20 protein-coding genes, 5 tRNA genes and 1 rRNA gene (1 of these 26 running past the window's edge) are annotated in these 26,522 nt (G+C 72.8%); 15 read left to right on the top strand and 11 right to left on the bottom strand.

The features are described from left to right. Positions 1–22 precede the first annotated feature (22 nt). From DEJ50_RS15550 to DEJ50_RS15540, 3 genes are all read right to left on the bottom strand, one after another. Positions 23–96, bottom strand: a tRNA-Phe gene (locus DEJ50_RS15550). Between the two features lie 23 nt (positions 97–119). Further along, a tRNA-Asp gene (locus DEJ50_RS15545) sits at positions 120–193 on the bottom strand. Positions 194–233: 40 nt separating this feature from the next. After that, positions 234–306: transfer RNA gene (locus DEJ50_RS15540), tRNA-Glu, on the bottom strand. Between the two features lie 104 nt (positions 307–410). On the opposite strand from DEJ50_RS15540, the gene DEJ50_RS15535 reads away from it, so the two are divergent. The 6 genes from DEJ50_RS15535 to DEJ50_RS15510 all read left to right on the top strand — a co-directional run bounded on the left by DEJ50_RS15535 (position 411) and on the right by DEJ50_RS15510 (position 5,038). Beyond that, positions 411–761 carry a metallopeptidase family protein gene (locus tag DEJ50_RS15535; RefSeq protein ID WP_190344511.1) on the top strand — a complete coding sequence of 117 codons (351 nt, stop codon included), beginning with the start codon at positions 411–413 and terminating at the stop codon, positions 759–761. Next, a complete protein-coding gene (locus DEJ50_RS15530; RefSeq protein WP_150208602.1) occupies positions 758–1,183 on the top strand; it encodes a fluoride efflux transporter FluC in 426 nt (141 codons plus the stop codon). The genes DEJ50_RS15535 and DEJ50_RS15530 overlap by 4 nt, the downstream gene beginning before the upstream one ends. Further along, a complete protein-coding gene (locus DEJ50_RS15525) occupies positions 1,180–1,536 on the top strand; it encodes a fluoride efflux transporter FluC (protein ID WP_150208601.1) in 357 nt (118 codons plus the stop codon). The genes DEJ50_RS15530 and DEJ50_RS15525 overlap by 4 nt, the downstream gene beginning before the upstream one ends. Before the next feature lie 148 nt (positions 1,537–1,684). Beyond that, entirely contained in the window at positions 1,685–2,263 is a 579-nt protein-coding gene (locus DEJ50_RS15520; protein WP_150208600.1) for a hypothetical protein, read from the top strand. Between the two features lie 213 nt (positions 2,264–2,476). Next, complete coding sequence (locus DEJ50_RS15515) at positions 2,477–4,798, top strand: DEAD/DEAH box helicase (RefSeq protein WP_150208599.1); 2,322 nt, start codon at positions 2,477–2,479, stop codon at positions 4,796–4,798. A 167-nt stretch (positions 4,799–4,965) separates the two neighbouring features. Continuing rightward, a tRNA-Lys gene (locus DEJ50_RS15510) sits at positions 4,966–5,038 on the top strand. 73 nt (positions 5,039–5,111) lie between these two features. Here the strand turns inward: DEJ50_RS15510 and DEJ50_RS15505 are convergent. Next, a complete protein-coding gene (locus tag DEJ50_RS15505) occupies positions 5,112–5,687 on the bottom strand; it encodes a TetR/AcrR family transcriptional regulator (protein WP_150208598.1) in 576 nt (191 codons plus the stop codon). A gap of 69 nt (positions 5,688–5,756) precedes the next feature. Here DEJ50_RS15505 and DEJ50_RS15500 point away from each other — a divergent pair, with 69 nt between their 5' ends. From DEJ50_RS15500 to DEJ50_RS15485, 4 genes are all read left to right on the top strand, one after another. Further along, a complete protein-coding gene (locus DEJ50_RS15500; protein ID WP_150208597.1) occupies positions 5,757–6,245 on the top strand; it encodes an FBP domain-containing protein in 489 nt (162 codons plus the stop codon). Between the two features lie 61 nt (positions 6,246–6,306). Then, positions 6,307–6,380 (top strand) — tRNA-Met (locus DEJ50_RS15495). A gap of 138 nt (positions 6,381–6,518) precedes the next feature. After that, entirely contained in the window at positions 6,519–7,685 is a 1,167-nt protein-coding gene (locus DEJ50_RS15490) for a PP2C family protein-serine/threonine phosphatase (protein ID WP_223838121.1), read from the top strand. A gap of 274 nt (positions 7,686–7,959) precedes the next feature. Then, on the top strand, positions 7,960–9,030 hold the full coding sequence (locus tag DEJ50_RS15485; RefSeq protein WP_150208595.1) for a M23 family metallopeptidase: 1,071 nt from the start codon (positions 7,960–7,962) through the stop codon (positions 9,028–9,030). Here DEJ50_RS15485 and DEJ50_RS15480 read toward each other — a convergent pair. The 4 genes from DEJ50_RS15480 to DEJ50_RS15465 form a co-directional block, all read right to left on the bottom strand. Next, positions 8,936–10,327 (bottom strand): PrsW family intramembrane metalloprotease, encoded by a 1,392-nt coding sequence (locus DEJ50_RS15480; RefSeq protein WP_150208594.1) that lies wholly within the window; start codon positions 10,325–10,327, stop codon positions 8,936–8,938. The two genes, DEJ50_RS15485 and DEJ50_RS15480, sit on opposite strands and share 95 nt — an antisense overlap. 77 nt (positions 10,328–10,404) lie before the next feature. Further along, positions 10,405–11,235, bottom strand: a complete 831-nt coding sequence (trmB, locus tag DEJ50_RS15475; protein ID WP_150212155.1) for a tRNA (guanosine(46)-N7)-methyltransferase TrmB — start codon at positions 11,233–11,235, stop codon at positions 10,405–10,407. A gap of 73 nt (positions 11,236–11,308) precedes the next feature. Further along, positions 11,309–12,505 (bottom strand): L-2-hydroxyglutarate oxidase, encoded by a 1,197-nt coding sequence (lhgO, locus tag DEJ50_RS15470; RefSeq protein WP_150208593.1) that lies wholly within the window; start codon positions 12,503–12,505, stop codon positions 11,309–11,311. 81 nt (positions 12,506–12,586) lie between these two features. Further along, complete coding sequence (locus DEJ50_RS15465) at positions 12,587–14,215, bottom strand: sporulation protein (protein ID WP_150208592.1); 1,629 nt, start codon at positions 14,213–14,215, stop codon at positions 12,587–12,589. 631 nt (positions 14,216–14,846) lie between these two features. Here DEJ50_RS15465 and DEJ50_RS15460 point away from each other — a divergent pair. After that, positions 14,847–17,042, top strand: coding sequence for an asparagine synthase-related protein (locus DEJ50_RS15460; RefSeq protein ID WP_150208591.1), 2,196 nt, complete (start codon positions 14,847–14,849; stop codon positions 17,040–17,042). A 22-nt stretch (positions 17,043–17,064) separates the two neighbouring features. On the opposite strand, the gene DEJ50_RS15455 is transcribed toward DEJ50_RS15460, so the two are convergent. Both DEJ50_RS15455 and DEJ50_RS15450 read right to left on the bottom strand, forming a co-directional pair. Next, positions 17,065–19,092 carry a sigma-70 family RNA polymerase sigma factor gene (locus DEJ50_RS15455; RefSeq protein ID WP_150208590.1) on the bottom strand — a complete coding sequence of 676 codons (2,028 nt, stop codon included), beginning with the start codon at positions 19,090–19,092 and terminating at the stop codon, positions 17,065–17,067. A 264-nt stretch (positions 19,093–19,356) separates the two neighbouring features. Then, positions 19,357–20,148, bottom strand: a complete 792-nt coding sequence (locus DEJ50_RS15450) for a TetR/AcrR family transcriptional regulator (protein WP_150208589.1) — start codon at positions 20,146–20,148, stop codon at positions 19,357–19,359. Between the two features lie 339 nt (positions 20,149–20,487). Between DEJ50_RS15450 and DEJ50_RS15445 the strand changes: the two genes are divergently transcribed. Beyond that, complete coding sequence (locus DEJ50_RS15445) at positions 20,488–21,894, top strand: NAD(P)/FAD-dependent oxidoreductase (RefSeq protein WP_150208588.1); 1,407 nt, start codon at positions 20,488–20,490, stop codon at positions 21,892–21,894. Positions 21,895–22,036: 142 nt separating this feature from the next. Beyond that, complete coding sequence (locus DEJ50_RS15440; protein ID WP_150212154.1) at positions 22,037–23,728, top strand: ATP-binding SpoIIE family protein phosphatase; 1,692 nt, start codon at positions 22,037–22,039, stop codon at positions 23,726–23,728. A gap of 78 nt (positions 23,729–23,806) precedes the next feature. Here the strand turns inward: DEJ50_RS15440 and DEJ50_RS15435 are convergent, their stop codons facing one another. After that, entirely contained in the window at positions 23,807–25,105 is a 1,299-nt protein-coding gene (locus tag DEJ50_RS15435; RefSeq protein WP_150208587.1) for an MFS transporter, read from the bottom strand. Positions 25,106–25,210: 105 nt separating this feature from the next. Here DEJ50_RS15435 and DEJ50_RS15430 point away from each other — a divergent pair, with 105 nt between their 5' ends. Together DEJ50_RS15430 and DEJ50_RS15420 are read left to right on the top strand one after the other, a co-directional pair. Beyond that, positions 25,211–25,747, top strand: coding sequence for a MarR family winged helix-turn-helix transcriptional regulator (locus DEJ50_RS15430; RefSeq protein WP_150208586.1), 537 nt, complete (start codon positions 25,211–25,213; stop codon positions 25,745–25,747). A 602-nt stretch (positions 25,748–26,349) separates the two neighbouring features. Then, a 16S ribosomal RNA gene (locus tag DEJ50_RS15420) occupies positions 26,350–26,522 on the top strand; it runs 1,353 nt beyond the window's last position.

Raw genomic sequence — 26,522 nt, 5'->3', positions numbered from 1 at the left:
GGGACGGGGCCTTTCACTGTTGTGGCTGGGGCCGGGGTCGAACCGGCGACCTATCGCTTTTCAGGCGATCGCTCGTACCAACTGAGCTACCCAGCCACGAGGACTCTTTCGAGCCTCAGCGATCCTGACGGGACTTGAACCCGCGACCTCCACCTTGACAGGGTGGCGAGCTAACCAACTGCTCCACAGGACCATGGTGTCTGTGCCAGACAAGTCTCGCACAGGGTAATGCGTGCCCCCAACGGGATTCGAACCCGTGCTACCGCCTTGAAAGGGCGACGTCCTGGGCCACTAGACGATGAGGGCTAAGGGCCCACCTGGGCGCTTTGCAGCGCGTCGGGGACGTGAGAAGCATATGGGATGGGGGGAGCTATCGCCAAAACGGTTTCCACCGGAGCGACAATGGCCCGGTGCTGGAGATGACGCGCGAGGAGTTCGAAGAGCTCGTCGCAGAGGCCCTGGACCGGATTCCGCCGGAGCTGACGCGGCTGATGGACAACGTGGCGGTGTTCGTGGAGGACGAGCCGCCCGCGGACGATCCGGAGCTCCTCGGGCTGTACGAGGGGACTCCGCTCACGGACCGCGGCGAGTGGTACGCGGGGGTGCTGCCGGACCGGATCACCATCTACCGCAACCCCACCCTCCGGATCTGCGAGACCCGGGAGGACGTGGTCGAGGAGACCGAGATCACCGTGGTCCACGAGATCGCCCACCACTTCGGGATCGACGACGAGCGGCTGCACGCACTGGGGTACGGGTGACCCAGCCGCCCGGCGGGCGCGGCGGCGGGGGCCCGGCCACGGTGGCGCTGGTCGCCGCCGGGGGAGCCGCCGGAGCCTGCGCGCGGTACGGGATCTGGCTGGTGTGGCCGTCCGTCTGGGGGACCTTCGTGGTCAATGTGGCCGGCTGCGCGCTCATCGGGGTGCTGATGGTGCTCGCGGGTGAACGGGGGCACGGCCCGGACTGGGTGCGTCCGCTGCTGGGCACCGGAGTGCTCGGCGGGTTCACCACCTTCTCGGCGTACTCGCTGGACGTGGTGCGGCTGTTGGAGCGCGGCGCGCTCGGCACGGCGCTGGGCTACGCGGCCGGCACCCTGGCCGGGGCGCTGGGCGGGGTCTGGCTGGCGGTCCGGCTGACCCGGATGATCCGGCCGCCCTCTTCGCGGTCGGCGGTCCGGCCGTGAACTGGCTGTACGTGGTCCTGGGCGCGGCGGTGGGGGCGCCGTTGCGCCATCTGACGGACCGTGCGGTGCGGGAGCGGTGGGGGCCGGTGTTCCCCTGGGGCACCTTCGCCGTCAACACGGCGGGGAGCCTGCTGCTCGGCGGGCTGGCCGGGGCGGCGCTCTCCGGCGGGGCCCAGGCGCTGCTGGGCGCCGGCCTGTGCGGGGCGCTCACCACCTACTCGACCTTCTCGTACGAGACCCTGCGGCTGATGGAGACCGGGCGCGGGGGGCTCGCCGCGGCGTACGCCGGCTCGTCGGTGGTGGCCGGGATGTGCGCCGTATGGCTGGGACTGAGGCTGGCTGAGCTGCTGTAGCCCCTGCTGTGACCGCTGCGGTGACGGGGCTGGAGCCGGATTTGCGGACAGGATGTGTCCGCAGGGGCGTGTCCCGAACGGGGCAAAGGGAGTTGGGTCTCTTGACCCGTCCCTGCGGGCCGCACCGATCTTCCACGGAGGTCCCACCGTGCGCCAGTTCTCCGCTTCCGTCCGGCTGGCCGTCACCGCGATCGCGGTCGCGGCGGCGGCGGGCTGCATGAGTGTCAGCGACGATTCCGCCAAGCCCGCGCCGTCCTCGTCCGGGGACCGCCGGGGCGCGGACGCCGGATCCGACGGGGGCGGCGGGTCCGTCCGGGGCGGCTCCGGCGGCGGCGCCGGCCATGACGCGAAGGGCGGTACGCAGGTCAAGGACGGCAAGCCGGGCGAGGGCGGCAAGGCGGGCCCCGGCGCCTCCCCCAGCCCCGGCGCCTCACCGGGCGCGCCCGGCGCGCCCTCGCCCACCCCCGGTACCGCCGCCGCGGGCGGACTGGGCGGATCGGGTGGTGCCGGGGGTTCGGGGGGCCAGGGGCCGGGCGGGAGCGGTGGCCAGGAGCCGCAGGAGCCCGCCCCCGGAGGCGGCGATTCCGGCGGCTCGGGGGGTTCCGACCCGAACCCGCCGGTGGACCCGCCGGACCCGGAGCCGCCTGTGACCGAACCCACACCGGACCCGCCGGTGGACCCCGGGCCCACCACGGAGCCCAGCGCACAGCCGCAGCCGGGCGGCTGAGCCCCCGACCCGGCGCTCACCTGCGGACTTGCCAGGGTGGGGGAGGGGTGCGTATGGTTATAGATCGTTTGATCCCATTGCCCGGCGCCGAACCCGAAGAGCGCCGTGTGGCGCGTACTCTCCCTTGCCGTGGCTGACCGCATTGAGGCGGTCGAATTTGCGATTCACGGAGTTTGGGCGCGTGCCGAGACTCCGGAAGGTTTTCGCATTCGCATGTCCATTTCCAGTTCTGACCGTGCCGTCATGCCCGAGAACGACTCGATCGAGGCCGTCGAGACCCTTGTGGTCGACGAGACCATCGAGGCGCTCGAGGCCGATGTGGCTGATGTTGCCGACGTGACGGCCGACCAGTCCGAGGACCTCGACTACAACGAGGCTGACGACGCCGACGCCGACGCCGAGCCCACCATCACCTTCGCCGACCTCGGTCTGCCCGAGGGCGTGGTCCGCAAGCTCGCGCAGAACGGTGTCACCACCCCCTTCCCGATCCAGGCCGCGACCATCCCGGACGCCCTGGCCGGCAAGGACATCCTCGGCCGTGGCCGCACCGGCTCCGGCAAGACCCTCTCCTTCGGTCTGCCGCTCCTGGCCACCCTGGCCGGCGGCTACACCGACAAGAAGAAGCCCCGCGGCGTCATCCTCACCCCGACCCGTGAGCTCGCGATGCAGGTCGCGGACGCCCTCCAGCCCTACGGCGACGTGCTCGGCCTGAAGATGAAGGTCGTCTGCGGCGGTACCTCCATGGGCAACCAGATCTACGCCCTGGAGCGCGGTGTCGACATCCTCGTCGCCACCCCGGGCCGTCTGCGCGACATCATCAACCGTGGCGCCTGCTCCCTGGAGCAGGTCAAGATCGCGGTCCTCGACGAGGCCGACCAGATGGCCGACCTGGGCTTCCTGCCCGAGGTCACCGAGCTGCTCGACCAGGTTCCGGCCGGCGGCCAGCGCCTGCTGTTCTCCGCCACCCTGGAGAACGAGATCGACAGCCTGGTGAAGCGTTACCTCGTCAACCCGGTCACCCACGAGGTCGACCCGTCCGCCGGCGCCGTCACCACCATGACCCACCACGTCCTGGTCGTGAAGCCGAAGGACAAGGCGCCGGTCACCGCCGCCATCGCCGCCCGCAAGGGCCGCACCATCATCTTCGTCCGCACCCAGCTGGGCGCCGACCGCATCGCCGAGCAGCTGCGCGACGCCGGTGTGAAGGCGGACGCGCTGCACGGCGGTATGACCCAGGGCGCGCGTACCCGCACCCTCGCCGACTTCAAGGACGGCTACGTCAACGCGCTCGTCGCGACCGACGTCGCCGCCCGAGGCATCCACGTGGACGGCATCGACCTGGTCCTCAACGTGGACCCGGCCGGCGACCACAAGGACTACCTGCACCGCTCGGGCCGTACCGCCCGTGCCGGCCGCTCCGGTGTCGTGGTCTCCCTGGCCCTGCCGCACCAGCGCCGCCAGATCTTCCGCCTGATGGAGGACGCGGGCGTGGACGCCTCGCGCCACATCGTCGGCGGTGCCGGCGCCTTCGACCCCGAGGTCGCCGAGATCACCGGTGCCCGGTCGCTGACCGAGGTCCAGGCCGACTCCGCGAACAACGCCGCCAAGCAGGCCGAGCGCGAGGTCGCCGAGCTGACCAAGCAGCTGGAGCGCCTGCAGCGCCGGGCCGGCGAGCTCCGCGAGGAGGCCGAGCGCCTGGTCGCCCGCGCCGCCCGTGAGCGCGGTGAGGACCCGGAGGCCGCGGTGGCCGAGGCCGCCGAGGTCGCCGAGGCCGAGGTGGCGGCTGCCGCCGCCGCTGCCGCTGCCGAACTGGCCGCGCAGGAGCGCCGCGAGGAGCGTGCCCAGCGCGACGAGCGGGGCAACTACGAGCGCCGTGACAACCGCGGTGGCGACCGTGGCGGCTTCCGTCGCGACGACCGCGGTGACCGCGGTGACCGTGGCGGCTTCCGTCGTGACGACCGCGGCGACCGCGGCGACCGCGGTGGTTTCAACCGCGATGACCGCGGTGGTGACCGTGGTGGTTTCCGTCGTGACGACCGTCCCTCCGGCGGCTTCCGTCGCGATGACCGTCCGTCCGGTGGTTTCAACCGTGACGACCGCGGTGGTGACCGTGGTGGTTTCCGTCGTGACGACCGTCCCTCCGGCGGCTTCCGTCGCGATGACCGTCCGTCCGGTGGTTTCAACCGTGACGACCGCGGTGGTGACCGTGGTGGTTTCCGTCGTGACGACCGTCCCTCCGGCGGCTTCCGTCGCGATGACCGTCCGTCCGGTGGTTTCAACCGCGATGACCGCGGTGGTGACCGTGGTGGCTTCCGCCGCGACGACCGCCCGTCCGGTGGCTTCCGCTCCGGTGGCGGCGACCGTCCGTTCAACCGCGACCGTCGTGACGACCGCCCGTCCGGTGGCTTCCGCTCCGGTGGCAGCGACCGTCCGTACGGCCGCCGCGACGACCACCGCCCGTCGGGTTCCGGTTCCTCCGGTTCCTTCGGTGCCGGCCGCCGCGACGACAAGCCGCGCTGGAAGCGCAACGGCTGAGGCTTCGGTCACTGAACTGACCTGCTGACAGGGCCCGTCCGACACTGGGTGTCGGGCGGGCCCTTCGGTGTCCTGGCCGCGGCGAACTGACACTCCGACCGCCCGTCGGCCGATACCCAATCGGCTGACGGGCGGTGTCCGGCTATGCTCTGGGGAGAGCACTCCAAGGGCCATTAGCTCAATTGGCAGAGCAGTGGACTTTTAATCCATTGGTTGTCGGTTCGAGTCCGACATGGCCTACAGCTCGGACAGCGCCCCCGACCGGAATCCGGTCGGGGGCGCTGTGCTGTTCACGCCGGGTTGAAGGCCCGCCTCAGGGCCGGTGCGGCCAAGCCGTGAGCAGGGTGTGGAGGGCCTCCAGCATCGGCGGCCAGGACGCGTCCAGGGGGCGTGGGGCCAGGAAGGCGGCCGAGGCCTCCAGCGCGGCGAACCCGTGGAGGGTGCTGCGGACCAGCCGGACCGCGTCGGTCAGATCCGGCTCCTCCAGGCCGTAGCCGTGGAAGAGCGCGTACGTGTACTCCGACATGCGGCGGTGGCCCGCGGAGGCGGCGGCCTGCTCGGCCGGCAGCGGCAGTTGGGTGGCGGCGTACCGGCCGGGGTGGGCGACGGCGTAGTCGCGGTAGGCGGTGGCGAAGCCGGCCAGGGCGTCCCGCCCGGAGCGGCCGGCCAGGGCTGCGCCGAGGCGGTCGGCGAACTCGGCGGCACAGCGCACCGCCAGCCGCTCCCGCAGGTCCTGGAGGCTGCGGAGGTGGGAGTAGAGGCTGGCGTCCCGGACGCCGAAGTGCCGGGCGAGCGCCGAGATGGTGATCTTGTCGAAGCCGGCGGAGTCCGCCAGCTCGGCCGCTGCCTCGACGATCCGGTCGGGGGTGAGTCCCGCGCGTACCGCCAACGGTCCCTCTTTTCCTTGGAGTGTTAATCATTTGCCTAGGGGGTCTAGGCAAGCCTAGCGTCAGCCACCATGAAGGCACTGACCGAGACCGAGATCCGCAAGGCGTTCGTCAACTGCTCCAAGGGCGAGGCCGGGCGGCTGCCGATGCCCCGCGACCTGGCCGACCGGCCCTGGGCCGATCTGGACTTCCTGGGCTGGCGGGACCTGTCCGCGCCCGACCGCAGCTATCTCGTCACCGAGCACGAGGGCCGGCTCATCGGGGTGGCGCTCCGCTTCCCCGCGGCCAAGCGCGGGTTCCTGCACCGCAGCATGTGCAGCCTCTGCCTGACCACCCACCCGGGCAGCGGGGTCTCGCTGATGACCGCCCGCAAGACGGGGAAGGAAGGGCGGGAGGGGAACTCGGTCGGCATCTACCTGTGCACGGACATGGACTGCTCGCTGTACGTACGGGGGAAGAAGCAGCCGGAGCCCGGCGGGCGGTTCGAGGAGTCGCTGACGGTGCAGCAGCAGATCGACCGGATGGCCGGGAACCTGACCGCCTTCCTCGGCAGGCTCTAGCGGCCCGGAGGATATGTGGTTTGGGAGCAGCTCTCCGATGGCGTAAGGTGGTGTTCACCGACGCGGGGTGGAGCAGCTCGGTAGCTCGCTGGGCTCATAACCCAGAGGTCGCAGGTTCAAATCCTGTCCCCGCTACTCCGTACGAAGGCCCGGATCCTCAGGATCCGGGCCTTCGTCGTTGCTCACCCGATCGGCTCCCGTCCGCTCGACGCCGGGCGGGCCGTACCCCCAGCCTTGACCGAGGACCGGGCATAGGAGAACCGAGTGGCGGGGCTGGGGCAGCGCAGCGGAGGCGGCAGGAAGGGCGGTCTCGGGACGAACCGGCTGAGCCGGCGGTTCCTCCGGGTGCTCCCGGCCCTGCTGATCGTCATCGGGCTGGCCTTCGACGTGCTGACCCCGCCCAGCTTCACCGGCTCGCCGTTCTTCTCCGCGGCCCCGCTCGTCGCCGCCCCGCTGTTCGCCCTCGGTACCACCGCCCTGATCGGCATGTTGGCCTCGCTCGCCGTCCTGGGGCTCCACATCAACAACGGCACCACCTGGAAGGTGGAGGCGCTGACCGAGCTGGTGACCGTGCTCACCGTCTCCGGGCTGGCCATCCTCATCAACCGGGTGGTCCGGCGCAGCGGGGAGCGGCTGGCCTCCGCGCGCGGGATCGCCGAGGTGGCCCAGCGGGCCGTGCTGCCCGTCCCGGCGGAGCGGATCGGCGGGCTGCACGTCTCGGCCCGGTACGAGGCCGCCGAGGCCGACGCGTTCATCGGCGGGGATCTGTACGCCGTCCAGGACACCCCGTACGGAGTGCGGCTCGCGGTGGGTGACGTCCGGGGCAAGGGCATGGGCGCGGTGGAGGCGGTGGCGGTGGTGCTCGGAGCGTTCCGGGAGGCCGCCGAGTGGGAGCCCAGCCTGGAGGGGGTGGCCCAGCGGCTGGAACGGGCGCTGGCCCGGGAGGGCACCCGGCGGGACAGCCTGGACTCGGTGGAGGGGTTCACCACCTGCGTACTGGCCGAGATCCCGAGCGGGGCGGCGGTGCTGCGGGTGGTGAACCGCGGCCATCCGGAGCCGCTGCTGCTGCACCCGGACGGCAGCCTGGAGGCGCTGGTGCCCACCGAGGCGGCGCTGCCCCTGGGCATGGGGGACCTGGGGGCCTGGCCGGACCGGGTCGAGGAGTGGCCGTTCCCGGCGGGGACCACCCTGCTCCTCTACACCGACGGGCTGACCGAGGCGCGGGACGCGGCGGGGGACTTCTACGACCCTTCGGTCCGGCTGCGCGGGCGGATCTTCCCGGGGCCGGACGCCCTGCTGAGTGCGCTCACCACGGACGTGCGCCGGCACACCGGTGGCGGGGCGACCGACGACATGGCCTTGCTGGCGGTCGGCCGGCCCGGGGAGCGGCAGCCGGTCCGGCGGCGGACCGTACCGGTGATCCGTCGCCACAGCGAGTGACCGCAGGGGAGCACTCCGCACTGTGGCTGATGTGGCGTCATGGGGTGGTGGTGGCCGATGACATACCCAAACGGGAGGCTTAATGCCCCGTTTACTGCCGGGTATGGGCGGTATGTGAGGGCCAAAGCCAGTCAAGGAGTGGCCGATTGATGGGAACGATCAACGGCAACAGCTTGGAATCACACACCTCTGTCTATTACCGTTCGATAACGCAGCGCGGTCGTCCCAACCGTCGCATGAGGCGGCACCGTGCGCGTGCGCGCCGGAAGGAGTCATCCCGGTGGAAGGTATCGAGAACCAGGAAGAGGCCTCCGCCGGCGCCTGGGGCGAATGGAACCCCACCGAGGACTCCGTCCGTCCGGTCCGTGGCAAGCACCGGGTCGCCCGGCAGCGCGGCGGACTCGCCCGCAGCTCCACCGTCCTGGGTGTCGGTGTGATCGCGGCGGTCGGCGCGGGCGGCATCGCCACTGCCCAGGACCGCCCCCAGGTCTCGATATCCATGCCCTCCCTGCCGGACATGCCCTCCCTGGGTCTCCTCGGCGACGACGAGGACGGGAGCGGGAAGGACGAGCAGCGGGACGCCGCCGCGGCAGCCGGTGCCGCGGACCGGGCCGGCTCCGCCCGGGCCGACGGGGCGCGGGCGGACCGCGGATCGGGCGAGCGGTCGGCGCCCACCGCCTTCATCCCCCGGCAGGCGACCGGGGAGACCGGCGCCGACGCCGGCGAGGCTCTGCGGCACCGCATCCTCCAGCAGGCCGAGTCCCAGAAGGACGCCGCCGTGGAGGCCGAACGGCTGGCCGCCGAGCGCGCCGCCCAGGAAGCCGCCGCCCAGCAGGCCAAGGCCAAGCAGGAGTCCGCGCGCAAGGCGGCCGAGGACGCAGCCCGCGCCGAGGCCGAGGCCAAGGCGAAGGCCGCCGCGGAGGCCGAACGGCGGGCCAAGCTGGCTGCGAGCTACGCCCTGCCCACCTCCTCGTACACCCTGACCTCGCACTACGGCGACTCCGGCTCCATGTGGTCCTCCGGGCAGCACACCGGGCTCGACTTCGCCGCCCCGACCGGAACCCCGGTCAAGGCCGTGCACGGCGGAAAGATCACCTCGGCCGGCTGGTCGGGGGCCTACGGCTACCGGATCGTGCTGGAACTCCCGGACGGCACCGAGGTCTGGTACTGCCACCTCTCCTCGATGGCGGTGACCTCCGGCGCGGTGGGCACCGGCGACACCATCGGCCGGGTCGGCGCCACGGGCAATGTCACCGGGGCCCATCTGCACCTGGAAGTGCGTACGGCAGGTGGTTCGACGATGGACCCGCTGGCCTGGCTGGAATCCAAGGGACTGAACGTCTGATCTCCGTCCTGGCGGGCGGGACCACGGGCGCGACCGCAGGCGGGACCACGGGCCGGGCCGTCGGCGGGACCACGGGCCGGGCCGTCGGCGGCAGTACGGGCGGCACCAGCTCTTCCGCCATGGCCGCGCGGATCAGCGCCGGACCCGCCACCGGCCGGCACAGCCAGATCCGGCCCAGCAACTCCCGCTCCCGCTCGGCGAATTCCGGCACCCGCGCCGGGCCGCCGCGCCGGGCCCGGTGCCGCAGCAATGCCAGCTCGGCCGCGTCCGTCTCGTACCGGAGGACCGCCCGCCGGGCCGGGCGCCCGCCGGTGTGCCGGGCCATCGACCGGGCCAGTGCGCGGGCCGGCATCGAGGCGAGCACCCGGGCCTCCGCCGGGCCCAGCCAGCCCGCCGCCGCGTACACCGCCAGCTCGCTGCCGACCGCCCGGAGCTGGCGCCGCCGCAGCCGCACGGCCAGCGCCGCCAGCAGCCCGAACACCGGGACCATCACACAGCCGTAGACCAGGTAGAACCCGTATTCGCCCAGCTCGGAGGAGCTGTTCCAGAGCGCGTGTGCGCCCATGGCCAGGGCCAGCCCGAGCAGCGGCAGCCCGATCCGGGCCGACCGGCGGCAGTACATCGAGGCCGCGCCGAAGCCCAGGCCGGTGAGCACCGTGAACAGCGGGTGGGCGAACGGGGACAGCATGATCCGGACGAAGAAGGTGGCGGCGGTCAGCGAGTCCAGCACGGCAGTTCCGCTGACCAGGTCCTCGCCGAAGGCATTGCCCAGGTAGAGGATGTTCTCGGTGAAGGCGAACCCGGTGGCGGTGAATCCCGCGAGGACGAACCCGTCGGTGAACCCGGTCAGAAGCCGTCTGCGGAACAGGAACACCAGCAACAGGGCAGCCGCCTTGGCGGTCTCCTCCACCACCGGTGCGATCGCGATCGAGCCGAGCTGGTCGGCATCGGAGGGGTCGGCGGTGGCCGCGGCTATCCACTCGGTGGCAAAACTGTTGGCCAGTATGGCGATCAGCGCCGCCGCGCAGGCACCCCAGCCGAAGCAGTACAGCAGGCACGGCCACGGGACGGGCGAGACCCGGCCGAGCCACCGGAAGGCCGCCATGAGCGCGGGGACCGGGAACAGGGCCAGGCCGAGGCCGACGAAGAAGCCGGGGGTGCCGGTCTGCTCGCGCACCAGCTCCAGGATGGCCGCCCCGGAGGTCGCGAGCACGCCGAGGAGCACGCCCGTACGGACCGTGCCCGACGGGCGCGAGAGCACAGCACGGACAGCGGCATCGCGGAGCGCTCCGAACACTCCATCACAGTAGCGAGCGGGTCCGACACAGGCTGTGACGTTCCCCGGTTTTCGCCCGTTCCCGGTGGCTTCGAGGACTAACCGGTGCGCCGGAACAGCAGGTCGTGTACAAGGTGGCCCTTGTCCAGGCCCTGCCCCTCGAACCGGGTCAGCGGCCGGAACGCCGGGCGCGCCGCGAACCCGCCGTCTTCCTGGGTGTTCTCGAAGTCGGGGTGGGCGCTGAGCACTTCGAGCATCTGCTCGGCATACGGCTCCCAGTCGGTGGCGCAGTGCAGGACCGCACCGGGCGCGAGGCGGGTCGCGGCCAGGGTGAGGAACTCGGGCTGGATCAGCCGGCGCTTGTGGTGGCGCTTCTTGGGCCACGGGTCCGGGAAGTACACGCGCATCCCGGCGAGCGAGGCGGCCGGCAGCATCTCGCGGAGCAGGATGATCGCATCGCCGTTGGCGACCCGGACGTTGGTCAGTCCGTTGCGCTCGGCGAGGGCGAGCAGGTTTCCCTGGCCCGGGGTGTGCACATCGGCCGCGAGGATCCCGGTCCCCGGGTCCTCGGCGGCCATCTGGGCCGTGGCCTCGCCCATGCCGAAGCCGATCTCCAGGACCACCGGCAGTCCGTCGAAGAGCCGGTCGAGGTCGATGACCTGGTGCCCGTCGATGTCCAGGCCCCAGGTGCCCCAGAGCCGCCGCAGGGCGTCCTCCTGCCCGGTGGTCACCCGGCTGCGGCGCGGCTGGAAGCTGCGGATGCGCCGCTCGTGGTGCGATCCGGCCGGGTCGGGCGCGGGGCCCTCGGGGCCGAACCGCGACTCGGTGCGCCAGCGGGGCGGCGTGTACGGGGGCGCTTCCGGCGCCGCCACGGCAAGCTCGGCGACGTCGACGTCGGCCTCGGGGGTGGCGCTGGGGTGCGGGTTCATGGACTCAGACACAGTGTGTCGATTCTACGGTCGGCCCCCGGACCGGCGCGCGCCGGTCAGCCCCGTGCGCCGGTCAGGCCCGCAGGGCGGCCAGCGCCCGGCGGGCCACCTCGCGGCCGATCGGGAGCGAGGCCGTCGCCGCGGGCGAGGGGGCGTTCAGCACATGGACCGTGCGCGGGGCCTCGCGGATCAGGAAATCGTCCACCAGGGTGCCGTCCCGCAACACCGCCTGGGCGCGGACACCGGCCGGGGCCGGGTGCAGGTCCGCCTCGGTGGCCGCGGGCAGCAGGCGGCGCACCGCCTCGGTGAAGGCCCGCTTCGACAGCGAGCGGTGGATCTCCCCGGCTCCGTACCGCCAGTGGCGGCGGGCGATCGCCCAGGTGCCCGGCCAGGCCAGCTCGGCCGCGATCTCCCGCGGCCGGACCACGGACCAGCCGTACCCCTCGCGGGCCAGCGCCGGGACCGCGTTCGGCCCGACATGGACGCCGCCGCCGATCCCCCGGGTGAGGTGCACACCCAGGAAGGGGAAGGCGGGATCGGGGACCGGGTAGACCAGGCCCCGGACCAGCCAGGGGCGCGCGAGGTCGTAGTACTCACCACGGAACGGGATGATCCGCATGCCCGGGTCGTCGCCCGCCAGCCGGGCCACCCGGTCGCACTGCAGGCCCGCGCAGTTGACCAGGGCCCCCGCTCTGACCACCAGCCCGCTGGAAGTACGGACCGCGACCGCGGACGGCCGGCGCGAGATCAGCTCCACCCGCTCCCCGTACAGCACCTGCGCGCCCGAGGCCTCGGCCAGCCGCTCCGCCACCTGCCCGTAGTCCACGATGCCGGTGGTGCCGACGTGGATCGCGGCCAGTCCCTGCACCTCCGGCTCGTACTCGGAGATCTGGGCCGGGCCGAGCTCCCGCACCGGGATGCCGTTCTCCCGGCCGCGCTGGATCAGTGCATGCAGCCGGGGCAGCTCCGAGCGCTCGGTGGCGACGATCAGCTTCCCGGTCACCTCATGCCGAATGCCGTGTTCCGAGCAGAACTTGACCATCTCGGACGCCCCGCGCACCGCGAAGCGGGCCTTCAGGGAGCCGGGCCGGTAGTAGATCCCGCTGTGGATCACCCCGCTGTTGCGGCCCGTCTGGTGCCGGGCCGGGCCGGGCTCCTTCTCCAGCACCACCACCCGCGTCCCCGGAGCGAGCAGGGACAGGGCATGGGCGGTCGACAGGCCGACGATCCCGCCGCCGATCACCAGCACATCGCAGTCCAGGCTACCCACGCATCCACCTCCACCCCAGATACTGCACCGTGGCACTGACAGCCAAGCGCCGGGGAGGCGCCTGACCGGCCGAAACCGGTCTCAGGCCGGGGTGACCAGCAGCGGCCGGGCCCGTTCCCGCAGCTCGGCGACGCGCGGCTCGTCCCCGTACGGTTCCAGCCGGTGCAGCAGGTCCCGTACGTACTCGGTGGTGCGGGCGGAGGAGATCCGGCCCGCCACCTCCACCGCCCGGGTACCGGCCGCGCAGGCCGCGTCGAGATTGCCCGACTCCAGCTCGGCTACCGCGCTGACCACCAGGCGCAGGCCGTGCGAGCGTACGTACTCCTCGGTCGGCCGGGACAGCGCCTGCTCGGTGAACCGCCGTACCTGCCGGGGCAGTTTGAGATCCCGGTAGCATTCCGCGGCATCCGCCGCGAACCGGTCGTAGGAGTAGAAGCCGAGCCAGCTGGGGTCAGGGTCCCCCTCCCGCGACCGCTCCAGCCAGCCCTCCGCCGCGCGCAGGGCCGCCCCGGCCGCCTGCGAGTCGCCCGCCTTCGCGTGCGCCCGCGCCTCGACCAGCCGGAAGAAGCTCATGGTGCGGGCCGTGGCCAGGCCGCGGTTGCGCTCCACGGCCGCCTGCGCCAGGTCCACCCCCTCGTCCGCGAACTCGCGGTAGGTGGCCTGCAGGGACATGGACGCCAGTACGTACCCGCCGAGCGGTACGTCGGCCGCCGCGCGAGCCAGCCGCAGCGCCTGGATGTAGTACCGCTGGGCGGCCTCCTGCTGGCCGGTGTCGAAGGCCATCCATCCGGCCAGCCGGGTCAGTTCGGCGGTGGCCCCGAACAGCGCCCGGCCCACCTCGTCGCTGTACGAGCCGAGCAGCAGCGGGGCCGCGTCCACCCGCAGGCACTCCGGCACCATCGAGGAACGCCAGTCCCCGCCGCCGTACTTGGAGTCCCAGCGGCGGGCGTCCTCGGCGGCCTCGCGGAGCTTGGCCACATCGCTGTGGCCGACCCGCTGGGGCGAGAGGTCGGAGCGCCGCGGCGCGGGCGGCGCAGGGGCTGGGGCAGGGTGCAGCGGTGCAGGGTGCAACGCTGCGGGGGACCGGTGCGTTTCGGTTCCCGGCTGCGAGGGCACAACGGAGGTCGGCACGGAGGTCGGCACGGAAGTCGGCGACGACGCGGGCGACGGCGGTGGCGATGTGGACACGGCAACAGCAGCGGCATGGCCGGCGGCAGCGCCGGATGGCGGAGCCGCCTCACGCGCCACCGAGCTGTCGGCCGGCGATATCAGCCAGCGCGCCGCGGGCGTCGCGTATGCCGCCACGGAGAAGGACCCGGCCAGCGACTGCCAGATCCCGCCGCCGCCGCGCCGCCCCGCCAGGTCCAGCCGGTACAGATCGGTGGCCGAGCGCACGGCCGCGCCCACATCGCGGGGGAAGCCTAGACCCACCTCGGGCGCCGGGTCCGCATCGGCCAGTCCGATCTCGTGCAGCGGTACCGGGCGGCCCAGCTTGGCGCCGATGGCGGCGGCGATGAGGTGCGGCGCGGCACCCTGCGGCACCATGCCCTTCGACACCCACCGGGCCACCGAGGTCTTGTCGTAGCGGAGGGTCAGCCCCCGTTGGGCGCCGAGGTCGTTGACCCGCCGGGCCAGACCGGCGTTGCTGATGCCGGCGAGGGCGAGGACGGCGCCGAGCTTCTCGTTGGGCTCGCGGAGCTCCCTGGACATGCGCCACCCCTCGTCACGCGGAACGCAGAACGCAAGAACGCAAGAAACGCACCAAACACGCACCGAACACCCGATACACCTGCACACGTACGGTCATACAGTCGGCCACCGGGCATAGGCGCCCGGCATTCGTAAACCCAGCGTAGTTCCCCGCATCCCAAGCGTTAAGGCCCCGACTTCCGTATGGCGGGATTGTTGTCCGTGTGCACAGTCCGGCCCGGGGCGCACGGGTCGGGCCGTGCTCCGGTCGTGTGGCCGTGCGCCTCCGTGTGCGCTCTGGCCCGGCCCGGGGCCCGGCGATTCGATGTGCGGTGCGTGGGTCGGCCCGCTGCGTGGATCCGGCGGGCCGGGGGACACCGCCGCCTCAATCCCCGCGGGTGGCGGACCGGTCCGGGGGGCGGACCGCGCCCCCCGGGCCGCACCCGCGCGCTTCACCCCTGGGCGGCCGAAGAATGGCCGAAACAGGCCTATGGGGCACGCCGGTGCGCTGGGAACGGAACGCCAAACACCGCAGGGCGGGGGCGTGTTCGTTTACTCGAGCGCCCCCCTTGGCGACTCCCGCACGCCCGTCTCGTGGCAGCATGGACCCCGACCCACAGGTGGCCACAATGCTGGTAGCGGGGAGGCGGCGATGCGCTGGTTGGTGGGGTGGAGCAGTATCGCCGCGAGTTTCGGCACGGCGGGCCGGGTCGCCGGCCCCGGCTCCGGCTCCGGCCATGACGGTGTCCTGCGCGGAGGTCTCGCGGACGCCGCGCACCCCGACGACCCGGCCGAGGACGCCGAGCGCACCGTCCACCCCGTGGGAGCCCAGCTGATCTGGGGCGACCCCGACCCGCTGTGGGCCGTCGGCGACTGGCGCCCGGACGAAATCCGCACCGTCACCGCCGATCCCGCCGACCCCTTCACCCGGCTCGCCGTCCTGGGCTGCTGCGGGGCCGGCGACGCCGAACTCCGCCAGGCCCTCTACGCGGCCCGCGGCGGCGCCCTGCGCCATCTGACCTCCTGGCCCGGCAGTTACACCGCCGTGGTGCAGACCGGCCGCAGGATCACCGTCCTCGGCGACCTCGCCGGAGCCCGGCCCGTCTTCTACACGCCCTGGGCGGGCGGTACGGCGTACGCCACGGCCGCGCTGCCGCTCGCCGACCTGATCGAGGCCCAGCTCGACATCGGCCACCTCGCAGCCCTGCTGGCCTGCCCCGACAGCCCGGAGGCACTGGGCGACGGCACACCGTACACGGGAGTCCGGCGGATCCCGCCGGGCCATGCGCTCATCCTGCGCGAAGGCTCCCGCGAGATCACCGGCTACGAACCGGTGGCCTCCCTCGCCGTGGCCGCGCCGGAGACCACGGCCGAGCGGGCGGTGGAGGGCGTACGGGAAGCACTCGTCGACGCGGTGCGCGCCCGGCTCACGGCCCCCCGCCATGCTCCCGACAGCCTTCCCTACGATCCGGGGCCGGTTCCCGGCATGGGCCCCGCCGACCGCCGGGCGGCCCGCGGGGCACCCGCGCCGGTCCCCGGTATCGGCGCCGACCTCTCCGGAGGCAGCGCCTCCGCGACCCTGGCACTGCTCGCCGCCGGCCTTCCCGGCACTCCCGGCACCCTGCCCGGGCTCGGGGCCACGGCGGCCGGCGAGCGCCTGCTGGCCGTCACCTTCAACGACCTCGCCACCCCGCAGGGGCGGGAGGACGAACTGGAGCGGGCCCGGGCGATCGCCGCCGACCCGCGGCTGCACCACGTGGTGGTCGCCGCCGCCGCGGAAGCCCTCCCGTACGCCGAACTCGACGGTCCGCTGACCGACGAGCCCGGCCCCTCCCTGGTCGTGGCCGCCCGCGAACGGCGCCGGCTGGCTGCCGGCTCCGCCGACCACTTCGTCGGCAACGGCGCCCGCCAGGTACTGGACGGACACCCGGCCCGGCTGGCCGACCTGCTGATGGACCGGCGCCGGCGGCATCTGCTGCGCCCGGTGGCCGCCCTGGCCCGGTCGGCGGCGGCGGCCGGAGGAGCCGAAGGGGCCTCTCTGCTGGTCCCGTTGACCGTGTACTCCGCCGCACGCAGGCTGGCCCGCACCAGCTACCGGACGGGTATGGAGGCGGTGGCGGCACAGCTGAGGGAGGGCCGGCTCGGTGCCGGTACCGGCGGGCCGGTGGACGCCTCGCTCTCCGCCCTCACCTGGTGCCGGCCGGGGCCGGCGGCGCGCTGGCTGACCGGGGAGGCACTGGCGGAAGTATCGATCCGGCTGGGGGTCGCCGCCGGCCGGCCGCCGCTCTCCATCCGGCCCGGGGAGGCCCGCGCCCGCTCGGTGCTGGCCCGGCAGGCCGCCGACCACCGGGTCTTCGAGCAGGCGGCGGAGGTCCGCAGCCAGCGTCTGCACGCACCCTTCCTGGACAACCAGGTGGTCCGGGCGGCCCGCGCCCTCCCGGAGTCCCTCCGGGTCCAGCCGGGGGCCCGCGCCACGATCCTGCGCGGGGTCCTGTCGGCGGCCGGGATCCGCGAACTCCCGCCGGGCTGGGGCGCGGTCACACATGCCCCGAACGAGACGGCGACCCGGCTGGGGCTGCGGGCCGCGCTGCCCGACCTGCTCCTGCTGTTCTCCTCGCCGTTCCTCGCGGACGCGGGGCTGGTGGACGCACGGGTGGTCCAGCAGGCCCTGACCGATGCGGCGGAGGGCCGGCCGGTGCCGCTGGACGGTCTGGCCGAACTCGTGTCGATGGAGCTGTGGCTCCGTCGGCTGCTGGCCCGCCGCGGCACCTGCTGGACCGGCACCTCCACACCCCGCCGCCGCGCCGTCCCCACCGGAGTCCCGCTCCGCCGCCCGGCCCTCTCGTAGGGATGCCGGGTCCTGCTCGGACTCAGGAGCAGGAGAGCACCGCGTCGGCCCAGGAGGCCAGGGTCGGCCGGGCGAGCGGTCCGGCGGGTTCGACCACCAGGCGCACGGTGCCGGAGCCGGCGAGGCCGACCCGGACCGGGACCGCGGGATCGCCGGCGCCGAGGGCGGGGGAGCTCCAGAGGCGCCGGCCGTCCCCGTAGACGGAGAACCGCACGGAGCCGTCGCTCGGCAGGGCCAGGTCGTCCACGCCGACCTGTGCCGAGAAGGTGCTGCACGGCCGGTTGAGCCGGATCTCCACCCGGGAGCGGGAGTTGACCGTGATCCCGTGTTCGTACCGCCGGTCGTCGATGCGCAGGCCCCAGCGCTGCCAGACCCAGCTGCTGCGCCAGGTGTCCAGCTCGGGGCCGGCGTGGTCGCCGAAGACCGCATGGTCCAGCCGGGCCAGCCGGTACCCGGCGGGCGGCGCCGGTGCGGGCGGCGGGGTCGGCTTGGGCGTCGGCTTCGGGGTCGTCGTGGCCGAGGGGCCGGGCGTGGGCTTCGGCGGGGCGGGCTTCGGGGGCGGGGTCGGGCTCGGCGCGGGTGCCGGTGCGGCGGGCGACGCCGGAGGTGCCGGGGCGGTGCTGGGCCGGGCCGACGGAGCCGGCGGCCGTGAGGCCCGCGGAGGCGGTACGGGCGCCGGCCTGTCCGGTGCCGCCGCGGGCGGGCTGGGGGCCGGCTCGGGCCGGGCGGGCTCGGCCGGGACCGGGGCGACGGCGCTCGGCACCGGCCGCACCCCGGCCTGTGGCTCGACCTCGTCCCCGGCGAACGCGAAGACCACCGCTGCGGCGGCGGCCACCGCGAGACCGGCCGCGATCGCGGCCTTGGCGGGCAGGCCGAGCCCCTCGGAGGCCGCCACGGACCCGGCCGAAGCCCCGGCCCCGCCGGCCGCCCCCGAGCCCGCCGCACCGGCACCGCCCGCCGCACCGGCACCGCCCGCGGCACCGGCACCGGCTGCCGCACCCGTCGCCCCTGCGGCTCCCGCACCGGCCGTCGCTCCGGCCGTCGCTCCGGCGGTGGCCGCCGCTGCCGCGCCGGCTCCGCCCGCGGCGACCGCGCCTCCGGCCACCACACCGGCTGCCTTGCCCGCGTACCCGGCGGCGAACCACCCGATGACCGCGACCGGAAGCAGGGCCGGAATGGCCGCGTTGACGTCTTTGAGCTCACCGGCCACCAGCCGGCACGTGGCGCATTCCTCCAGGTGCTTGCGCAGCCCGAGCTCCGCCCGCATCCGCAGCCCGCCCCGGGCATAGGCGCCCAGCCGGTCCGCGTACCGCGCACAGTCCCCGCCCGCGCTGAGCGCCGTACTCACATGCGCCTGCAGATAGGCCTGCTTGAGGCCTTCACGAGCCCGGCTCGCCAGGACCGCCGTCGCATTGGCGGTCAGCCCGAACAGCGGGGCGATCGAGCTCGGCGAGGACTTCTCGACGGTGGTGTGCCACAGCACGGCCTGCCACCGCTCGGGCAGGCTCCGGAAGGCCTGCACGGCCAGGGACTGCTCGGCCTGGTGCATGGCCCGCACGTCCGCGCCGGACAGCGTGGACCCGGCCTCGGCGCCGGCCGCACCGGCAGCTGCCTGCTCGGCGAAGGCCGCGAAGTCATCGACCAGTTGCTCGCGTTTGGCCGTCTTCGTCCATGCGGCGGCCACCCTGCGGACGGTGGTGAGCAGATACGCACGGACGGCCTGGTCGGGACCGGCTCCGCCGCGTACCGCCTGCAAGGTCCGCGCGAACACCTCGGCGGTCAGGTCCTCGGCGGTGTGCGCATCCCGGCAGCAGGTCCGCGCGTACCGGCGCACGGCCTCGGCGTGGCGGCGGAACAACTCCTCGAACGCGGTGTCGTCGCCACCGCGCAGCCGGGCGATCAGGTCGCCGTCGGAGGGGGGCAGCTCGGCCGAAGTCGCCCCGCTGCCGGCCTCGCGCTGGGCCGGGACCTGGCGGGCGGGCAGGCTGCCCGCCCCGGCCTCGCCGCCGACGCCACCGCCGAATGGCTCTTCCCGCCCGTCAACACCCATGGCGGAAGCCCTTGCACGACACATTCAACCGGTACACCGGACCAGCGTGTCACAAAGCGGACGCGCGCCGAACCCGTCTCCCGGCCATCCACTCATCCGGGCACTGTTCGACCACCGGACGACAACACCGCACGCACCCTCACCCGTTCGAGCGGTCGGGCGTACGGGTCGCAGGCTCGCACGAGGCCGGTGCCCCGGCCGGCCACGCGCCAGGTGCCGCGCGGTCGGCCGGTCGGCCGGTGGGCCGGTACGCCGGGCAATCCGTCAGACGGTCCGCGAGCGCAGACCCTCCAGCAGGATGTCGAGCAGCCGGGTCGAGGCAGCGGCCTGCTGGGCCGGGTCCGGCAGCGCCGGCGCCGCGGTCGCTATGACCAGCAGGACATCGGCCACGGTGACATCGGTGCGCAGCTCGCCCGCCGCCCGCGCCCGGTCCACCAGCTTGCCGACCACCTCGAGCAGTGCTCCGGCGCCCGAGTCCTCCGCAGGGTCCACGGAAGAGGCCGAGGCGGTCGATGCGGCCGGGGCGGCAGCGGTGCGCGAGCCCACCACCCGCAGGTCGGGCTGCTGCCGCTGCTGCGGCACGCGGGCGTCCAGGGCGGCCGTGCCCTCGCCGTCCTCATCGGCGGCCGAGCCGACCCGCAGCACCTGCGGCGGCAGCAGCCGCCCGGCGCCGGAGGCCACGGAGGTCCGCAGGAACCGCGACAGCGCCTGCCACGGCTCCTCCTCCTGACCCAGTGCGGCCCGCGCCTGCTCGGTCAGCCGGGCGGTCTCCTCCTCGGCTATCCGCCGGACCAGGACGTCCTTGCTCGGGAAGCGCCGGTACACGGTGCCCACACCGACCCGGGCGCGGCGTGCCACGTCCTCCATCGGGGCGCCGTACCCCAGCTCGCCGAAGACCTCGCGGGCAGCCCGCAGGACGTGCTCGAGGTTGCGCTGGGCGTCCACGCGCAGCGGAGTGGAGCGGCCCACGCCGTGCGTGGTGCCGCCCGCTATCACGCGCCCGCCGCTGCCGTCCGAGAGCGCGGTCGCAGAGCCATGGAAATCGGAAATATGCATATGTTTCCCCCGGTAATCAGTCGTCTCCCCCCGGAGACACTCCCCGCCTTCAAGCCGAGTGGGCCACGGTCATCTGGGCCCGGTCCTGCTCCTCGACGGGTTACGAACATAGTTGAGCCAGAGTCAATTCAGAAGAGGCAGCTCCGTACGGACCACCGCCCGATCGGAGCATTCACCCCCACTTTTCCGTTTCCCGCCCCCGGAATGGCTTGTTCCGCTGCCTCTGACCTGCACTCCTTCCCCCCGTCAGCCCCTTCCGCCAGCGCAGCCCCACCACCGCCTCCGGTCACACAATTTGCCGGGCCTGTGGACAAACTCCCGGCCACGATGCGTCATGGGATGGTGAAGGCTGCTAACTCCCGGGGCACAGACCCCGGTACCCCGCCCCGCACGCGCATCCTCGTCGTCGGCGGCGGCTACGTCGGCATGTACACGGCCCTGCGGCTCCAGCAGAAGCTGAGAGCCGGCGAAGCCGAGGTCACGGTGGTCACCCCCGAGCCCTACATGACCTACCAGCCCTTCCTCCCCGAAGCCGCGGCCGGCTCCATCTCGCCGCGCCACGTGGTCGTCCCGCTCCGCAGGGTCCTCGACCGCTGCCGCATCGTCATCGGCGAGGCCCGGCGCATCGACCACACCAAGCGGACCGCCACCGTCACCACCCTCGCCACCGAGGACGAGGGCGCCGGACCTCTCCAGCTGGAGTACGACGAGATCGTCGTCGCCCCCGGCTCGGTCTCCCGGACCCTCCCGATCCCCGGCCTCGCCGACTACGCCATCGGCTTCAAGACCGTCGAAGAGGCCATCGGACTGCGCAACCACGTCATCGAGCAGATGGACATCGCCTCCTCCACCCGCGATCCCGCCATCCGCGACGCCGCCCTCACCTTCGTCTTCGTCGGCGGCGGCTACGCCGGCGTCGAGGCCCTCGGCGAGCTGGAGGACATGGCCCGCTTCGCCGCCCGGTACTACCACAACGTCAAGCCCGAGGACATGAAGTGGATCCTGGTCGAGGCCAGCGACCGGATCCTCCCCGAGGTCGGCCCGGAGATGGGCAAGTACACCGTCCGCGAGCTCCGCCGCCGCAATATCGACGTACGCCTCGAAACCCGCCTCGACTCCTGCGAGAACCGGATCGCCGTCCTCAGCGACGGCTCCCGCTTCCCCACCCGCACCGTCGTCTGGACCGCAGGCGTCAGACCCCACCCCGTGCTCGAAGCCACCGACCTGCCCAAGAACGACCGCGGCCGGCTGTCCTGCACCCCCTTCCTCACCGTCCAGGGCGTCGAGCACGCCTGGGCGGCCGGCGACGCCGCCGCCGTCCCCGACATCACCGCCGGGGAACCGGGCCGCGAATGCGCCCCCAACGCCCAGCACGCCCTTCGCCAGGCCAAGGCCCTCGCCGACAACCTGCTCGCCTCCCTCCGCGGCGAAGTCCTCACCGAGTACGCCCACAAGTACGCGGGCTCGGTCGCCTCCCTCGGCCTCCACAAGGGCGTCGCCCATGTCTACGGCCGCAAAATCAAGGGCTACCCCGCCTGGCTGATGCACCGGGCCTACCATCTGAGCCGGGTCCCCACGGTCAACCGCAAGATGCGCGTCCTGGCCGAATGGACCCTCTCCGGCCTCTTCAAACGGGAGATCGTCTCTCTCGGCTCCCTCGAACATCCCCGCGCAGAATTCGAACTCGCGGCGGGCGGCAGCCCCACCCCACCCCCGCCCAACCCCCCGAAGCCCGGCCAAGGCTGACGTTGTCAGTCCGGTCGGCCACACTGGTCGTGTGACCATAGGTGGGCTCACACCTGCACAGAGTGACACCACCCCAGCACCGTCCAGCGACCGTCCCTGAACAACGCAGCGACCACGAGCGACACCACGAGGCTTGAACGCAGTGAACTTCACGCGCTGGAGCGCCCGGTTTCCCGGAACGCAGCGCCGCGCCGCCGCCCGGACCGAACACGCCGCCGCCCAGGCCAAACGGGGCGAAGGATCCGTCCCCGCCGCCCGTGGTGCCGCACCCGACGGCCGCCCCGCCGACCCCACCGTCTCCGGCACGGGCACCGGCACCCCGCTCGCCGCCGTGCCCTCCCCCGACGAGCTGTCCGTACGGGAGCTCCTCGGGCGGCTCCCCGCCCTAGTGGCCCTCGTCCACGGCCCCGAACACCGCGTCGCCTACCTCAACGACGCCTACACCGCCGGCTTCGGCACCCGCCCCACCGGCGCGCCCGCCGCCGAAGCCCTCCCCGAGCTCGGCGAGCTCGGCCTGCTCCCCCTCCTCGACCAGGTGCTGCGCAGCGGCAAGCCCCGTACCGCCAAGAACCGCACCGCACCCGGCGGCGGAAACTCGTACACCGTCACCTGCACCCCCGTCGCCTTCCCCGGCCCCGACAGCGCCGGCGTACTGATCCACCTCGCCGACGTCACCGACCACGCCGAGGCCGTCGACCGGCTCCGCGCCAGCGAGCGCCGCCAGCGCGAGGCCGCCGTCACCCTCCAGCGCTCCCTGCTCCCGCAGGAGCTCGAACAGCCCGACGACCTCCGCATCGCCGCCACCTACCAGCCCGGCGGCACCGAGGCCGCGGTCGGCGGCGACTGGTACGACGTCATCACCCTCGGAGCCGGCCGCACCGCGCTCGTCATCGGCGACGTCATGGGCCGCGGGGTCCGCGCCGCCGCCGTGATGGGCCAGCTCCGCACGGCCGTCCGCGCGTACGCCCGCCTCGACCTGCCACCCCACGAGGTGCTGCAGCTGCTCGACGGACTGGCCGCCGAGATCGACGCCAGCCAGATCGCCACCTGCGTGTACGCCGTCCACGACCCCAACGAGGGCCTGCTGGCCTACGCCTCCGCCGGCCACCTCCCGATCCTGGTCCGCGACGAGGACGGCACGGTCCGCCGCGCCGCCGACCCGACCGGCCCGCCGCTCGGCACCGGCGGCTGGCTGCACTCCTCCGGCACCATCGCCCTCGGCCCCGGCTCCACGGCCGTCCTCTATACGGACGGCCTGGTCGAGCGCCGTGGCGAGGACATCGACGAGGGAGTCTCCGCCCTGGAACGCGCCCTGGCCGGGGCCCAGGGCACCCCGGCCGTCATCTGCGACCGCCTGATGCGCGCACTCGGAGTCGACGCCGACCACGACGACGACGTCGCCGTCCTGGTCCTCCAGCACCCCACCCGCACCGGAGCGGACGCCGAGCTCTTCCACAACGCCGCCCTGGAACTCCTCGGCGGCATCGAGGCGGCCCCGCGCGCCCGCGCCTTCGCCCAGGGCGTGCTCGCCTCCTGGCGCTTCCCGGTCGAGCTGTGCGACCTGGGCGTACTGGCGGCCAGCGAGCTCGTCGCCAACTCCCTCCAGCACGGCACCCCGCCCATGCGGCTGCGGCTGCGGCGCACCGACCGCCGGCTGATCGTCGAGGTGACGGACGGGGACGACCACCTCCCGCGCCGCCGCCGCGCCGAACCGGCCGACGAAACCGGCCGCGGAATCTCGATCATCGCCACCATCGCCTCCTCCTGGGGCTCCCGCCGTACCCCGGGCGGCGGCAAGGCGGTCTGGTGCGAATTCGCCCTGCCGGACAAGTAGCCGCCACCGGACCCCGAAGGTGCCGGTACGGCAAAGGGCCCCCGCTCCTGTCGGAGAGGGGGCCCTTCACCGGGGGGATCAGGCGGCGACGGGTTCGGCCGCCACGGCCTGCTGCCTGACGGGCTCAGCGGAGGCCTGCGCCGCCAGCGCGGGCTGGTCCTGCGCCGGGGTCAGCTGCCGGCCGAGCCGCAGCGCCAGCCAGGCGATGCCCAGCGAGGCCAGGATGAAGATCCCGATGTAGAGCATCGGCAGCCCGGCCCCCAGCGGCACGCCCAGCGGCCCGAGCGCCAGCGCCATCTGCTTCACCAGGGCGAAGGCGGAGTTGTACTGCCCGACCGAGCCCTCCGGCGCCAGGTCCGCGACCAGCGGAGCCAGGGTCGGCGACAGCATCGCCTCACCGATGCCGAAGAGCGCGTACGTGGTGATGAACGCCGCCGCGGCCATCACAGCGCTGCCGTGCCCGAGGCCCGAGAACCCGGCGATCACCCAGGCACCCGTCCAGATCACCCCGACCAGGGCGATCACCCGGGACCGGCGGCGCTTCTCCACCAGCTTCAGGACGACGAACTGCGCGAGCACGATCGCCCCGGTGTTGGCGGCGAGGGCGAACCCGAGGGTCGACGGGGAGATCCCGGCGGCCTCGGTGCCGAAGGCGGCCAGACCCGACTCGAACTGCCCGTAGCAGGCGAAGAACAGTACGAAGCCCAGCAGGCACAGCTGCACCATCGCCTTGTGGCCCAGCAGCCGCTTCCAGCCGCTGCCGCCCGCCTGCGCCGGGTCCTTCGGCCGGGCGTCGGCGATGGCCGGCGCGTGCGGCATCTTCACCGAGGCGATGACACCGGCCAGCACCAGGAACATCACGGCCTCGATGCTGAACAGCAGGGTGAAGCTGCCGGGACGGGTCTCGTCGACGATCTGCCCGCCGAGCAGACCACCGATGCCCAGACCCAGGTTCTGCATGAAGAACTGGAGAGCGAAGGCGCGGGTCCGGGACTCGGGGGTCGAGCACCACACGATCATCGTGGCCAGCGCGGGCTGCATGACCGCCTGGCCGGCACCCAGCGCGAGGGCGGACAGCAGGATCGGCAGCACGCCGGTGGCGAGCCCGAGGGACAGCGCGCCCAGCGAGGCGGTGACGGCGGCACCGATGACGACCGGTACCGGGCCCCGGCGGTCGATGACGCGCCCGGTGAAGGGCAGCGCGACAAGAGCACCGAGGGCGAACGCGACGAACGCGCCGGTCGCCCACATGGAGCCCAGTTCTCGCACCTGCGCCACGTAGATATAGAGGAACGGAACCGTGAAACCGATGCCGAACGCGGTCAGCGCGTTGCCGGCCTGGATCCGCCGCATCGCAGCGCCCATCACCTTGGTCACTTCTCACCTGCCCTTAGAGCTGAAGACTTCACACCTAAACTTCAAGCGTTAAGACTACACATAGAAGGAGTTAGACGCCAACGGGATCGTGCGATACTCGGAACCATGGGTGACACGCCGGACGGCACCGTGGCCGTCAACGAGCCGACCATCGACGAACAGATCGCCGCCTACCAGCGCGAATTCCAGGACCTCGACCCCCAGGTCGAGAAGGTCGTGTCGGGGCTGAGCCGCCTCAACCGCCGTATGAACGTCGCGTACGGCCGCCAGACCGCGGCCCTGGGCATCAGCAACGCGGAGTGGGAGGTGCTCAAGGCCCTCGTCCTCTCCGGCGCCCCGTACCGGATGGGCCCGAGCGAGCTCGCGAAGCAGCTGGGCCTGACGCCGGCGGCGATGACCCACCGGATCGACCGCATGACGGCGGAAGGACTGGTCACCCGCGAGCGGGACGAGTCCAACCGCGTCCGGGTGATCGTGGAGCTCACGCAGGAGGGCCGCAGCAAGTGGCTCGATGCGATGCGCATGGCCTCGGTCTTCGAGGAGGACCTCCTCCAGGACCTCTCTCCCGACGAGCGCGGCGTGCTGGGCGACATCCTGACCCGCCTCCTGGACCGTGTGGAGCACCTTCAGGGCCGGGGCTGATCCGGGGTTGACACACCCCTGATGGATCCGTAATGTTCTCCAGGTTGCCGCCGGGCCGTAACGGTTCTGCGACAGCAACTCCCGCCGCCTCGTTGCGGCAACCCAACTCAGCACGATCCCCACCGGGAACGCATTCGGCATGCCCGAATTCATTTCCGAGACTCGATTATGAGTCGCCTGGGAAATCCGCTAGAGTTTCGGGAGTCGGAAGGGCCCAACAGCCCGGAAGACAAACCCCGCTGACTGGGGGTCAGGCCCGAAAGGATCTGATAGAGTCGGAACCGCCGGAAAGGGAAACGCGAAAGCGAGAACCTGGAAAGCACCGAGGAAATCGGGTCCGAAAAGATCTGATAGAGTCGGAAACGCAAGAACGAAGGAAGCGCCCGGAGGAAAGCCCGCGAGGGTCAGTACAAAGGAAGCGTCCGCACCTTGAGAACTCAACAGCGTGCCAAAAATCAACGCCAGAAGTTGATACCCCGTCCACCTCGGTGGATGAGGTTCCTTTGAAGAAACAAAACACAGCGAGGACGCTGTGGACGGTCGGCCATATTCCGGCATGACCGTCCCGCTCAACGCGAGTGTCACCCGATTACGGGTAAACATTCACGGAGAGTTTGATCCTGGCTCAGGACGAACGCTGGCGGCGTGCTTAACACATGCAAGTCGAACGATGAAGCCCTTCGGGGTGGATTAGTGGCGAACGGGTGAGTAACACGTGGGCAATCTGCCCTTCACTCTGGGACAAGCCCTGGAAACGGGGTCTAATACCGGATAC

It is taken from the genome of Streptomyces venezuelae (genome assembly GCF_008642295.1).
In the GTDB taxonomy this organism is placed as follows: domain Bacteria; phylum Actinomycetota; class Actinomycetes; order Streptomycetales; family Streptomycetaceae; genus Streptomyces; species Streptomyces venezuelae_C.
This window is presented reverse-complemented; position numbering and strand designations above follow the sequence as displayed.